The sequence below is a fragment of the Duganella rivi genome (genome assembly GCF_009857435.1).
In the GTDB taxonomy this organism is placed as follows: Bacteria; Pseudomonadota; Gammaproteobacteria; order Burkholderiales; family Burkholderiaceae_D; genus Rugamonas; species Rugamonas rivi.
On the sequence record NZ_WWCK01000002.1, the window covers coordinates 568,794 to 580,363 of the forward strand.

Below are 11,570 nucleotides of genomic sequence, written 5' to 3' on the forward strand. Positions count from 1 at the left end.
CTCACGTAAACTTAAACGATTTGTGATACTTTTCAGCGCAAGAATCCTGCACAATGACGGCCATGGAACCAGCTAAACGAGTATTAATCGTCGAGGACGACATTCATATCGCAGACCTGCTGCGCATGCACCTCCAGGATGAGGGGTATCAGGTCACGCACTGCGCCGACGGCACGCAGGGCCTGGCACAAGTGCGCACCGGCGGCTGGGATGCGCTCATCCTCGACATCATGCTGCCCGGCGTGGATGGGCTGGAGATTTGCCGCCAGGCGCGCGCCATGACGACTTACACGCCCATCATCATCACCAGCGCGCGTTCCAGCGAAGTGCACCGCATCCTTGGTCTTGAACTGGGCGCTGACGATTACCTGCCCAAGCCCTTTTCCGTGCTGGAACTGGTAGCGCGCGTGAAAGCGCTGCTGCGCCGCGCCGATGCGATGTCGCGCAGCCAGCGCGCAGAAGGCGGCATGCTGGAACTGAACGGCGTGCGGGTCGATCCGATCACGCGTCAAGCCCACTTGCAGGGCGCGGCGCTCGACTTGACGCCGCGCGAATTCGATTTGCTGTACCACTTCATCAAGCACCCGGAAAAAGTATTTTCGCGGCTCGATCTGCTGAACCAGGTGTGGGGCTATCAGCACGACGGCTACGAACACACGGTCAACACCCACATCAACCGCCTGCGCGCCAAGATCGAAGCCGATCCGGCTGATCCAACGCGCATCCTCACCGTGTGGGGCAAGGGCTATCGTTACGCGGGCGGCGCATGAACCTGACGCTGTCGCAGCGCTTGTCGCTGGCTTTTTGCTTGCTGCTGCTGGTGTGCTGCGGCGCCTCCGCATGGCTGCAAATCCGCGCCAACATCATGCACGAGAAGGAAGTGGTGCAAGGCCTGTCGCTGGGACTGGCGCGCAGCATCGCGCTCGATGCGCAACTGATGCAGGCCGATGATGATACTGCGGCGCCAAGCGAAGGACTCGGCCCGGCGGCCGTGCGCCGCCTGTTCAATAAGCTGATGAGCGTTAATCCCAGCGTGGAAGTGTATTTGCTCGATAACGATGGCCGCATCGTCGGCCACGCGGCGCCGGCCGGCCACCTGAAGCGCGAGCGCGTCGATCTGGCGCCGATCCGCCGCCTGCTCAACAAAGAACCCTTGCCGATACAGGGCGATGACCCGCGCAGCCAGCGCGGACGCAAAGTTTTCAGCGCCGCCATCCTGCGCTCGGGCGAGCAGAAAATCGGCTATATCTACGTCATCCTGCAAAGCGAAGAACATGACCGCCTGGCCGCGCGCGCTACCGCCAGCTCCGTGCTGCGCACTACCTTGTGGTCGATGGCGGTGGTGGCCTCGCTGGTGCTGGTCGCCGGCTTGATCGCTTTCCGTCTGATTACGCGGCCGCTGCATCGCCTGACCACCACCATGCAGCAAATCGACACCAAGGCCGATCAACTGCTGCTGCCGCCACCGCAACGCGGCGGCCCGCGCGACGAAATCGCCATCCTTGAGCAGTCCTTCTCCGATATGGGCGCACGCATCAACGAGCAATGGCAGACCATGCGCCAGCTGGATCACGACCGGCGCGAAGTGGTGGCCAATATCTCGCACGACCTGCGCACGCCGCTTGGTTCCCTGCACGGCTACCTTGAAACGCTGTCGCTCAAGGATGAATCGCTGGATGCGGCGACGCGCCAGCATTACCTCGGCATCGCACTGGCGCAGAGCCAGAAGGTGGGGCGCCTGGCGCAAGCCTTATTTGAATTGGCACGCCTGGAACACGGCTCGGTAACGCCGGAGCTGGAGCCGTTCTCGCTGTCCGACCTGATACAGGACGTATTCCAGAAATTCGAGCTGCAAGCTGCCGAGCGCAATGTGCGGTTGATGGCGACACTGCCGCATCCCGCACCGATGGTGAGCGCCGATCTGGGCATGATAGAGCGGGTGCTGACCAACTTGTTCGATAATGCTATCCGCCATACACCTGCTGGCGGCACGGTCGAAATCACCGTCAAGCCTTCTCACGGCGGCATGGTGGAAGTGACGGTTGCCGACACCGGGCCGGGCGTGCCCGCTGCCATGCGCGAGAGCCTGTTCCGCCGCCCGGTTGCACTGCAAGGCGAGTACCGCGTCGGAGGGCTAGGGCTGCTGACGGTGAACCGTATCCTGCAACTCCACCGCAGCAAAATAGAATTGGTGAGCGAGCCGGAAACCGGCGCGGTGTTCCGCTTTACGCTGGCCGCAGCGTAAGCGGCGTGCGCCACTCGCTCAGGTAGTACTGCGGTGTCTTGCCGAGAATGCGGCGGAACATGGCGCTAAACGCGCTCGGACTTGCATAGCCAAGCGCCGTCGCAATTGCACCTACGCTGTCGCCCTGCGCCAGGCGGCCGAAGGCCTCGGCCAGATGCACCTGCTGCACCCACTGCCGATAATGCAGGCCGGTCTCCTTGGGGAATAGCCGGATCAGCGTGCGCGCGCTGGCGCCCACTTCATCGGCCCACTGCTCGATATTCTTGCTGCTGCCCGGATCGGCCATGATGGCGGTGCACACCGCTACCAGCCGCCGGTCGCGCGGCCATGGAATCGCTATCGGCACCGTCTCCGCTGCCGCCAGTTCGGACAGAATCAGCATCGCCAAGTGCTCGCCGCGTCCCGGCAGCGGATATTCAATCGGCTCGTCCAGCAGCGCCAGGATCAACTCGCGCAGCAGCGCACTGACTTCGATCACGCGGCAGTTATCGCCAAAGGCCTTGGCCGCATTGGCCTCCACGTAAATGGTGCGCATGGTGACTTTGCTGAGCGACGTCCAATGATGCACCACGCCGGGCGGTATCCACAGCGCGCGGCGTGGCGGCAGTATCCACACGCCGGCATCGGTCTGCACGCGCATCAAGCCCTCGGTGGCATATAGCAGCTGCGCGCGTTCGTGGTGATGCGGCGCGACCGACACGCCATGCAACTCGTCGCGCGCCATGGCGGTGACGATGCGCGGCACGCGCTGGTAGTCGCGGTGATCGCTGCTACGGTGTGGCGTGGTCATTGTCACTTGTTCGACGAAAGTTGGAATATCAAGCTTTGTCGACTATATTACACTCGGCAGATGAATACTACCGCTACCTCTATCGGCCGACCTCACGGCGAAACCGTTATGCAGATCCTCGGCGCCGTGGCCCTGGTTCACCTGCTGAACGATCTGACGCAGGCCATGCTGCCTTCGATTTACCCCATGCTGAAGGCGGAGTTTGGCCTCAGCTTCACGCAGGTCGGCCTGATTACGCTGACCTTCCAGTGCACCGCCTCGCTGCTGCAACCGTGGATTGGTTTGTACACCGACCGTCGTCCCATGCCTTTCCTGCTGCCGATGGGGATGGTGGCGACGCTGATCGGCGTGCTGATGATGTCCTTTGCTTCGACCTTCCCATCGCTGCTGCTGTCGTCGGCGCTGATCGGCGTCGGCTCCTCGACGTTCCACCCTGAAGCCTCGCGCGTGGCGCGTGCTGCGTCGGGTGGTCGCTTCGGCTTTGCGCAATCTCTGTTCCAGGTGGGCGGCAACGCCGGTTCTGCGCTTGGGCCGGTGCTAGCGGCGGCGGTCATCATCGGCCGCGGCCAGGCCAATATCGCGTGGTTCGCATTGCTGGTCGTGGCAGCGATTGCGGTGCTGGTGTACGTGAGCCGCTGGCATAGCCATCACCTCGCGCAACCGCGCAAGGCTGCCGCACCGGCCGTTTCGCCTTTACCTAAAGCGCAGGTGTATGGCGCGCTGGCGGTGCTGGCGCTGCTGGTCTTCTCCAAGTACATATACATGTCCAGCCTGACCAGCTACTACACCTTCTACTTGATCGATAAATTCGGCGTGTCGGTGTCGTCGGCGCAGATGTATTTGTTCCTGTTCCTGGCCGCCGTCGCTGCCGGTACGTTCATGGGCGGGCCAATCGGCGACCGCATTGGCCGCAAGCGCGTGATCTGGATTTCCATCCTCGGCGCCGCGCCGTTCACGCTGGCGCTGCCTTATGTGAATCTGTTCTGGACTGCGGTGCTGACGGTGATTATCGGCTTCGTGATTTCTTCCGCCTTCTCCGCCATCGTGGTGTTTGCGCAGGAGCTTATGCCGGGCAAGGTTGGTATGATCGCCGGGATTTTCTTCGGCCTGATGTTTGGCGTGAGCGGCATCGGCGCGGCGGCCATGGGCCACATTGCGGACATCAGTGGCATCGCTTACGTGTATAAGCTGTGCTCCTACCTGCCACTGCTGGGGATCTTGACGGTGCTGCTGCCCCATATCGAGCAGCAGCGTCATTGATGCTGATTATTCGCCGATAAAGCGCATCTTGAAGTTGCGGCCCTTGAAGGCGCCGAAATCGCCGCCGAGCGGATTGCCTTTGTTAAGGCGCGCGTAGGCGTCGTAAGCGACGCGGCGGTCGATGGCGACGTAGGTCTGGAATTCGGTCACATTGATCTTGCCGACTTGCTCCTTGCTCAGGCCTGCGTCGCCAGTCAGTGCACCCAGTACGTCGCCCGGACGCAGTTTGTCCTTTTTGCCGCCGGAGATCACCAGCGTCATCATCGGCGCTGGATCGACGCCGTAGTCGTTTTCATCGAGGCTGTCCAAGTCGAACCATTCGACTGGCTGGCCTTGATATTCTTCGATCAGTTTGACCCACTTTTTCTCGTTTGGTGCGCACAGCGACAGCGCCATGCCTTGTTCGCCGCCACGGCCGGTACGGCCCACGCGGTGGATGTGCACCTCGGTGTCCTTGGACACGTCTACGTTGATCACTGCTTCCAGGTTCGGGATATCGAGGCCGCGCGCGGCAACGTCGGTGGCCACCAGCACGGAGCAGCTACGGTTGGCGAACAGGATCAGGATCTCGTCGCGTTCACGCTGCTCCAGTTCACCGTACAGCGCCAGTGCAGAGAAGCCTTTCTGCTGCAAGGACTCGACCAGCTCGCGGCACTGCACTTTGGTGTTGCAGAAGGCGATGGCCGATACCGGCTTGTAGTGGCCGAGCAGGCGCGCCACGGCGTCGTTGCGGTTGTCGAAACCGATCTCGAAGAACAACTGTTCGATCTGGCTGTTGTCGTGCTGCGCTTCCACCGTCACTTCGATAGGATCGACCAGGAAGTCGTCCGTAGCGCGGCGGATGTCGTCCGGGTAGGTGGCCGAGAACAGCAAGGTCTGACGGCGTTTCGGGCAAGCGCTGACGATGCCGGCGATTTCGTCGTAGAAGCCCATGTCGGTCATGCGGTCGGCTTCGTCCAGCACCAGCGTGCTGACTTTCGACAGATCCAGCGTGTTGCGGCCCAAGTGATCGCGCACGCGGCCTGGCGTGCCCACGATGATGTGGGCGCCGTGTTCCAGCGAAGCGATTTGCGGGCGCATCGGCGAGCCGCCGGTCAGCACCAGCACCTTGACGTTGCCGGTCGAACGTGCCAGGCGGCGCAGTTCACCGGCGACTTGGTCGGCCAGTTCGCGGGTAGGGCATAGCACCAGCGCCTGCACCGCGAACCACGCAGGATTGAGCTTGTGCAGGATGCCGATGCCGAAGGCGGCGGTCTTGCCGCTGCCGGTTTTCGCCTGGGCGATCAGGTCGCGGCCTTCCAGCACCGACGGCAGGCTTTGCGCCTGGATCGTGGTCATCTCCTTGTAGCCGAGCGAGTCGAGGTTATCGAGAAAAGCGGGATTCAGCGGCAGGCTGGAAAAGGCGGTGGATGTCATGGCGGCGAACCTGTTAAAAAAGGACGTGGACACAGTCTAACAGGCGGGTAGCCGTCACTGTGCAGGAACTGTATGAGAGGTGTGCGGATGTTGTACCGGTGCTGTACCGGTTCAATCTCGTTTCCATACCGGCAAACCGGTCAGGTCGAGATTCTCGTCGCGCACCCAGATCGGCAGACCGGTGGTATCGGTCGGTTCCAGCAGTTCCAGTTGCTCTTGTTTGAGCGTGGAACGCCGGGCGCGCGGCGGCGGCGGACGCTTGGCTTCCGGTTCGAGCGGCGCGGCAGGAGCAAAGCCCGGCAGGTCGAACGTAGCGTTATCTTTTTTATCTCTCATCAGGGAAAAAACAAAAGCCCGGCTGGATTAGTCGGGCTTCGTTAGCTTACAGAATTGCGCGCAGTGTAACACAAAGCGCAATATCAGCGGAAGCTCAGGGCTCCCGTCAGGTCGCCCGGCGGCGTGGCGTGGCGCGCGGCGAAGGCTTCGTTGCGGGTCTTCAGGCCTTCCAGCAGCGGCAGGCCGTGCAGGCGGGTGATGAAGCGCATGATCGAGGTAGTGTCGTAGAAACTGTGATCGACGTGGCCTTTTTTCGCGTGCGGCGAAATGATGATGGCCGGGATGCGCGAGCCCGGGCCCCAGCGGTCGCCCTTGGGCGGCGCCACGTGATCCCACCAGCCGCCGTTTTCGTCGAAGGTAATCACCACCAGCATGTTCTTGAACTGCGGGGATTTCTTCAAGTGTTCGATCACGTTGGTGATGTGGGCATCGCCCGATTCGATGTCCGAGTAGCCGGCGTGCAGATTCAGGTTACCTTGCGGCTTGTAGAAGGTCACGGCCGGCAGCTTGCCCGCTACCGCATCGGCGATGAATTTGTTGGAGATTGGGCTATCGCCCAAGCCGCCGTCGCGCAGGTGCTCTTCGCGGGCCTTGGTGCCAGGCGCGAACTGCTTGAAGTAGTTGAACGGCTGGTGGTGGTACTGGAAGTTTGGCTTCTCGCCGCCACCGCGCGCATCGAGGGCCGCTTGCCACGCGCCGCCGTACCACGCCCAGCTCACGCCTTTGCGCGACAGCAGGTCGCCGATGGTGTCGTAGGTTTGCGGCGGCAGGGTGCCGGCGTCTTTTGGATCGGCGTGCAACGGATCGCCGTCGTAGGCTGGGCGGATGTAGCTCGGCTGGTAGGGCGGGGCCATGGTGTTGACCGCGTAGCCGTCCGGCGTAATGGCGCCGTTGTTGACGAAGTGCGGGTGGCCGTCCATCGCCGATGCCGGCGAGTCCTGCGTGACGGACAGGCGGAAGCCGGTCGGGCCGTCGTCCAGCACCGCGATCTTCTTCTTGGCCGCAGTGTCCTTGGCGTTGAAGTATTCCGGCACGCGGCCGGTGATCAGGAATTGGTGGTTCAGGTAGGAGCCGCCGAAAGCCGCCATGAAGAAGTTATCGCACAGCGTGTACTGTTCCGCGATTTTCCACAGGCCGAGGTTCTTATCAGTCTCGCCGTAGTAGCCCATCACCATGCCGCCGGTGTTGCCCCATGCGGCGAAGCCGTCGTTCTTGCCGCCGTTGATCTGCATCTGGTTTTGGTAGAACAGGTGCCACAGGTCGCGCGTGATGACGGCTTCCGGCAGCGGCTTGCCCTCGGTGTCGACCAGTTTGAACGGCGCGTTCGGCAGGCCTTTGACGTCGTCTTCCTTGACCACGTATTTTTTACCGCCGATGTCCTGCGTATTCGGCACCATGCCGCCCCAGATTTTCGGCAGCGACGGCAGCACCGAACCATCGCGGTCGCGCTGCGCGCAAGCGGCGGCCGGCGCGGCCGACAACGGATTGGCGGTGCCGGGGAAATTGGCGAACAGATTATTGAAGCTGCGGTTTTCGAGGTAGATCACTACCACGTTCTTGATATTGGCCTTGAGTTTATCGTCGAGCGAGCCCTTGGCGGCGGTTTTGGCCGGAGCGGCTTCGGTCAGCGCGGGCAGGGTAGTGGCCAGGCCGGCCGCGCCTGCCGCCTGGAAGATGCGGCGACGGGAGGGATTGGCCGGAGCATCTTGCTCTTGTTGTTCTGCTAGTACCTGATCCTTCACGCTCGCCTCCTTGGCTGACCTAAAAGAGCAATTGTGACAGCTTTATGATGGATTTGGTATGGCACTAGGTTGATAAGCCTGCTTGCCTCGTCGAGAAATCTGAATTAGTTTGGATGCTCGAGAAGGAGGCCATCATGCAGCTTAAGATGAAAAAGAGTGTTGCAAAAGACGCATCCGAGAAAACGGTGGCTGAACCCAGCCTTCCGGCGGAGTTCTTCTCTTTAATGGATCAACTGAATCGAGACACCCAAAAACGCCGCACTGCTGCCGTCAAAATAATGAAGAAGGCTGGCGTCAAATGAAATTTCTATTAGATACCAATGCTGTCATAGACTACCTGCGCGGACATCCGTTGCTTGTCGAGGCGATTGGCAGTGCTGCGGGAATCACTATCAGCGCGATTGTGGCCGCAGAATTCTACATCGGATACCACGCCGTTCTTCCTTCAGCCACGAAGGCGACCAAGGATGAGGTGAAGGCACTGTTTCGAAATTATCCAGTACTGAGATTTGATACCGAGGATGCCTACGAATTGACGTTTTTAGGCGTAATAACTAACTAAGCCGTATCGCTCACTATGCCGAAAATGGAAAAAGCCGTTGATTTTCTTATGAAAATCAACGGCTTTTCGAATTTGGTTGCGGGGACAGGATTTGAACCTGTGACCTTCGGGTTATGAGCCCGACGAGCTGCCAGACTGCTCCACCCCGCGTCTGAGGCCATAATTATATACAAGTGTCCTGCATTGCGCAAGGGCCGATTATGCGGCGGCCAGTTTCCACAGCGAGGTCACCTCGGCGGCGCGGGCGGCGTGGAGGGGATCGGTGGCGTCCGAGGCGCGCGGGTGCACCGGACGCACATCGATGCGGTCGACGACTTTCAGGCCGGCGGCGGCGATCCATTCCAGCAGTTGCTCGCGCGGACGCAGGCCGAGGTGTTCGGCCAGGTCGGACAGGATCAGCCAACCTTCGCCGCTGGGCGTAAGGTGCGCGGTCAGGCCGGACAGGAAGCCGCGCAGCATGCGGCTTTCTGGATCGTAGACCGCGTACTCGATTGGCGAGCTAGGACGGGCTGGCACCCATGGCGGATTACAGACCACCAGCGGCGCGCGGCCTTCCGGGAACAGATCCGCGACGCGCAGTTCTACTTTATCGTCCACGCCCAGCAAGGCCAGGTTCTCGCGCGCGCAGCTCAGGGCGCGCTGGTCTTGGTCGGTGGCGATCACGCGCTTGACGCCGCGCTTGGCCAGCACCGCCGACAGCACGCCGGTGCCGATGCCGATGTCAAACGCCAGCGAGGTGTCTTTCGGCAGCGGAGCATCGGCCACCATCTGCACGTATTCGCCGCGCACTGGCGAGAACACGCCGTAGTGCGGGTGGATGCGCGCGCCCAGCGCCGGAATCTCAACGCCGGTGCGGCGCCATTCGTGCGCGCCGATCAAGCCAAGCAGCTCGCGCATCGAGGCGATGAACGGTTCTTCGTAACGGCCATAAGCCTCGTTGCAGGCCAGCTTGACGTCCGGCGCGCGGCGCAGCGGGATGCTGTAATCGGCGTCGAAAGGAATCAGCAGCATGGCCAGCGTGCGGGCGCGCTGCGATTGCGCCTGGCGATGCAGGTGGAAGGCTTCGGTCGGCGTCGCAGGTACTTTGGCTGGCTTGGCTTTTTTGCCGGACTTGCCCTTGTGATCCGCGCGGCGCGCCAGCGCTTGCAGCAGTTGGCGCGCATTCTGGAAGTCGCCGCGCCACAGCAGCGCCGTGCCTTCGCAGGCCATGCGGTAGGCGATATCGGCGTTGGTGCGGTCGTCCGCGATGACCACGCGCTTAGGCGGCGGCATGCCGGCTTCCGAGCGCCAGCGCGCGGAGTGCTGTACGCCGTTCTCCTCCCAGTGAATGAGCAATGGAGCGGATGCAGGAGAGGTTTGTACGGACATGTTGGGGCAATCGACAGAAATAGGGACGCGCTACGCGCAGGCCGCGTAGCGGAGAGTGTCGCTATTATACCGGTCGGCGGCCCGTGCTTAGGCTGCGGCGTTTTCCGCAGGAGCTGCGGCGCTGGCGGCAGGTACAGCTGCGGCATCGTCGGCGGCCGGCGATTCGGCCGGTGCCGGCGTATCGGCGTTAGCTGGTGCATCGCTTGCGCCAGCAGCTGCCTTGGCCTTATCCGCAGCGCTAGGCGCGTTGTAGGTGTTGGTGTCTTTGCTGTCGACCAGATTCAAAAGACGCAGCGACAGGCTGCGCAAAGTGTTGCGGTCGATGCCGTCGCCGGTTTTGCTGTTGTTGTCGCTGCTGCTGGCCAGCGCGGTTTGCAGGTCGCGGCCGATCAATTTGAACAGATCCGCCAGCGTGCCCGGGAAGTCGATATTCGGCAGCTGCACGGTCGGCAGATCCTTGGTCGATGGCTGGTCGCTGCTGTCGTCCGGCTTCGGCAACGGCTTGGCGCCGCTGGTTTGGCTGGTGGCGGCATTCAGTTCGTAGTTGTATTGGACTTCCACTTCGAAATCGAACTTGCGGCCATCGGCCGTGGTGATGGTGCCCTTGCCGATGAAGTGCGAGCTGTCGGTCAGGCTGAAGGCCGCAGCGTCGGTGACGCCGTTGGCGCCTGCGCTGTGCTGGTAGCCGACGGCGTAGCTGGACGAGGCTTCAAGGCTGGCCGAATCGAAGTCGATCACCGCGCCCTTGGCGGCATCGCCAAACAGCGCTTGCGTGAAGTTGCTGACGAAATCCTGTGCGAAATCCACCGTGGCGTTACCGACCGAGGCAACGCGGCTGTCCAGATCCAACGGGTTGCTGGATTTGGCGGCAGGGCTAGTCCCCTGCGTTTTTTGCAGGGCCGAGGCCTTGCTGTCGCCAGGCTGGGTGCCGGTGTACAGGGAAGGCCAGCGGCCGCCCAGGTTCGAAATGGTAGACATGATGGATTCCGTTTGATAGTACTTCTACAACTGTTTAACGGTATCGTAGCCGATTACTTGAGGGCGCGGCGCAAATTAGTGGTGGTGAGTCCAGCCTTCCGGGGCCGCCAGGTAGGATTCCACGGCGTCTTTCTGGCCGATGGCGTGGTGGCGCACCTCGCCGCAGGCGCAAACGCCGACGTAAGGCTGGATGTGCGAGCAGGCCGAGACTTTTTGCAGGCGAACCTGCACGGCTTTGGCGCACTTGGCGCATTTAAAGGTGAGGGAGCGTGGTGCTTTTAACATGATCTGGTGCCGGTGTAAAAATACAAAGGCGCGATTTTATCATTCAGGCGTAGACATCGAGCGTGGGGGATGCCGCCGGTTCGGCTTCGTAGGCGCGCTGCGCCAGTTCGGCGCGGGCCTGCACTTCCATTTGCTGCGCCTGTGCTGCTACCGAGCGGTCGGCGCCTGATGGTTCGGCCGGGGCAAGGGCGGCGGCCTGGATGGTGCGGGCGCGCTGGATGGTTTCTTCGGGCGTGGCCCCGGGCGAGGTGTCGATATTGACTTCGCCGCCGATGGCGTAACTGACGCCGTTCGGGCCGCGCTGGTAGGTGTAGCTGGCGCCCGAGGTGGCAAGTCCGCCCGCGGCGGCCATGTGGGCCTGTTCATGCTGGCGGACTTCGAGGTCGCGGGCCTTGAGTTGGTCGATCAGCGCCAGGGCTTCGGCGGAGAGCTGGGTGGTGGAGGAGGTGGTTTTTTCAGCCGCTGGGGGCGATGGCTCCCGCACCGGCGGCTGTTCGCGCGCCGGCGTGTAGCTGATAGAACTCGGTGATAGGGCGCCGATGCTCATGTTTGTGCCTTTGGGAGGCACCATGATAGCACCGGCGCGGC

The 11,570-nt window shown here is 62.0% G+C and carries 13 protein-coding genes and 1 tRNA gene; 5 read left to right on the top strand and 9 right to left on the bottom strand.

Going from position 1 to position 11,570, the window contains the following annotated elements:
* The first annotated feature begins 62 nt into the window (after window positions 1-62).
* Both GTP45_RS07190 and GTP45_RS07195 read left to right on the top strand, forming a co-directional pair.
* Entirely contained in the window at window positions 63-770 is a 708-nt protein-coding gene (locus tag GTP45_RS07190) for a response regulator transcription factor (RefSeq protein ID WP_161013174.1), read from the top strand.
* On the top strand, window positions 767-2,245 hold the full coding sequence (locus GTP45_RS07195) for a HAMP domain-containing sensor histidine kinase (RefSeq protein ID WP_161013175.1): 1,479 nt from the start codon (window positions 767-769) through the stop codon (window positions 2,243-2,245). The genes GTP45_RS07190 and GTP45_RS07195 overlap by 4 nt, the downstream gene beginning before the upstream one ends.
* On the opposite strand, the gene GTP45_RS07200 is transcribed toward GTP45_RS07195, so the two are convergent.
* Complete coding sequence (locus tag GTP45_RS07200) at window positions 2,226-3,035, bottom strand: AraC family transcriptional regulator (RefSeq protein ID WP_161013176.1); 810 nt, start codon at window positions 3,033-3,035, stop codon at window positions 2,226-2,228. The genes GTP45_RS07195 and GTP45_RS07200 overlap by 20 nt on opposite strands.
* 108 nt (window positions 3,036-3,143) lie before the next feature.
* Between GTP45_RS07200 and GTP45_RS07205 the strand changes: the two genes are divergently transcribed.
* Window positions 3,144-4,295 (top strand): MFS transporter, encoded by a 1,152-nt coding sequence (locus GTP45_RS07205; RefSeq protein WP_217363313.1) that lies wholly within the window; start codon window positions 3,144-3,146, stop codon window positions 4,293-4,295.
* A 6-nt stretch (window positions 4,296-4,301) separates the two neighbouring features.
* On the opposite strand, the gene dbpA is transcribed toward GTP45_RS07205, so the two are convergent.
* From dbpA to GTP45_RS07220, 3 genes are all read right to left on the bottom strand, one after another.
* Complete coding sequence (gene dbpA, locus GTP45_RS07210; protein ID WP_161013178.1) at window positions 4,302-5,711, bottom strand: ATP-dependent RNA helicase DbpA; 1,410 nt, start codon at window positions 5,709-5,711, stop codon at window positions 4,302-4,304.
* A gap of 111 nt (window positions 5,712-5,822) precedes the next feature.
* A complete protein-coding gene (locus GTP45_RS07215) occupies window positions 5,823-6,047 on the bottom strand; it encodes a hypothetical protein (RefSeq protein ID WP_161013179.1) in 225 nt (74 codons plus the stop codon).
* An 83-nt stretch (window positions 6,048-6,130) separates the two neighbouring features.
* Complete coding sequence (locus GTP45_RS07220; protein ID WP_161013180.1) at window positions 6,131-7,789, bottom strand: acid phosphatase; 1,659 nt, start codon at window positions 7,787-7,789, stop codon at window positions 6,131-6,133.
* Window positions 7,790-7,923: 134 nt separating this feature from the next.
* Here GTP45_RS07220 and GTP45_RS07225 point away from each other — a divergent pair, with 134 nt between their 5' ends.
* The gene (locus GTP45_RS07225) at window positions 7,924-8,091 is read left to right on the top strand and encodes a hypothetical protein (protein ID WP_161013181.1); all 168 of its coding nucleotides are present in this window, start codon (window positions 7,924-7,926) and stop codon (window positions 8,089-8,091) included.
* Window positions 8,088-8,351 carry a type II toxin-antitoxin system VapC family toxin gene (locus GTP45_RS07230; RefSeq protein WP_161013182.1) on the top strand — a complete coding sequence of 88 codons (264 nt, stop codon included), beginning with the start codon at window positions 8,088-8,090 and terminating at the stop codon, window positions 8,349-8,351. The genes GTP45_RS07225 and GTP45_RS07230 overlap by 4 nt, the downstream gene beginning before the upstream one ends.
* A gap of 73 nt (window positions 8,352-8,424) precedes the next feature.
* Here the strand turns inward: GTP45_RS07230 and GTP45_RS07235 are convergent.
* From GTP45_RS07235 to GTP45_RS07255, 5 genes are all read right to left on the bottom strand, one after another.
* Window positions 8,425-8,501 (bottom strand) — tRNA-Met (locus tag GTP45_RS07235).
* 48 nt (window positions 8,502-8,549) lie between these two features.
* Window positions 8,550-9,719 carry a methyltransferase gene (locus GTP45_RS07240; RefSeq protein ID WP_161013183.1) on the bottom strand — a complete coding sequence of 390 codons (1,170 nt, stop codon included), beginning with the start codon at window positions 9,717-9,719 and terminating at the stop codon, window positions 8,550-8,552.
* An 87-nt stretch (window positions 9,720-9,806) separates the two neighbouring features.
* On the bottom strand, window positions 9,807-10,697 hold the full coding sequence (locus GTP45_RS07245; RefSeq protein ID WP_174821637.1) for a hypothetical protein: 891 nt from the start codon (window positions 10,695-10,697) through the stop codon (window positions 9,807-9,809).
* A 75-nt stretch (window positions 10,698-10,772) separates the two neighbouring features.
* Window positions 10,773-10,982, bottom strand: a complete 210-nt coding sequence (locus GTP45_RS07250; RefSeq protein WP_161013184.1) for a hypothetical protein — start codon at window positions 10,980-10,982, stop codon at window positions 10,773-10,775.
* Window positions 10,983-11,025: 43 nt separating this feature from the next.
* Window positions 11,026-11,529 carry a putative metalloprotease CJM1_0395 family protein gene (locus tag GTP45_RS07255; protein ID WP_161013185.1) on the bottom strand — a complete coding sequence of 168 codons (504 nt, stop codon included), beginning with the start codon at window positions 11,527-11,529 and terminating at the stop codon, window positions 11,026-11,028.
* Window positions 11,530-11,570: the final 41 nt, after the last annotated feature.

Excerpts from the sequence above, each read along its gene's own strand:
- GTP45_RS07195 (WP_161013175.1), top strand. The coding sequence starts at position 767 with ATGAACCTGACGCTGTCGCAGCGCTTGTCGCTGGCTTTTTGCTTGCTG.
- dbpA (WP_161013178.1), bottom strand. The coding sequence starts at position 5,711 with ATGACATCCACCGCCTTTTCCAGCCTGCCGCTGAATCCCGCTTTTCTC.
- GTP45_RS07230 (WP_161013182.1), top strand. The coding sequence starts at position 8,088 with ATGAAATTTCTATTAGATACCAATGCTGTCATAGACTACCTGCGCGGA.
- GTP45_RS07205 (WP_217363313.1), top strand. The coding sequence starts at position 3,144 with ATGCAGATCCTCGGCGCCGTGGCCCTGGTTCACCTGCTGAACGATCTG.
- GTP45_RS07255 (WP_161013185.1), bottom strand. The coding sequence starts at position 11,529 with ATGAGCATCGGCGCCCTATCACCGAGTTCTATCAGCTACACGCCGGCG.
- GTP45_RS07250 (WP_161013184.1), bottom strand. The coding sequence starts at position 10,982 with ATGTTAAAAGCACCACGCTCCCTCACCTTTAAATGCGCCAAGTGCGCC.
- GTP45_RS07240 (WP_161013183.1), bottom strand. The coding sequence starts at position 9,719 with ATGTCCGTACAAACCTCTCCTGCATCCGCTCCATTGCTCATTCACTGG.
- GTP45_RS07245 (WP_174821637.1), bottom strand. The coding sequence starts at position 10,697 with ATGTCTACCATTTCGAACCTGGGCGGCCGCTGGCCTTCCCTGTACACC.
- GTP45_RS07215 (WP_161013179.1), bottom strand. The coding sequence starts at position 6,047 with ATGAGAGATAAAAAAGATAACGCTACGTTCGACCTGCCGGGCTTTGCT.
- GTP45_RS07190 (WP_161013174.1), top strand. The coding sequence starts at position 63 with ATGGAACCAGCTAAACGAGTATTAATCGTCGAGGACGACATTCATATC.
- GTP45_RS07225 (WP_161013181.1), top strand. The coding sequence starts at position 7,924 with ATGCAGCTTAAGATGAAAAAGAGTGTTGCAAAAGACGCATCCGAGAAA.
- GTP45_RS07200 (WP_161013176.1), bottom strand. The coding sequence starts at position 3,035 with ATGACCACGCCACACCGTAGCAGCGATCACCGCGACTACCAGCGCGTG.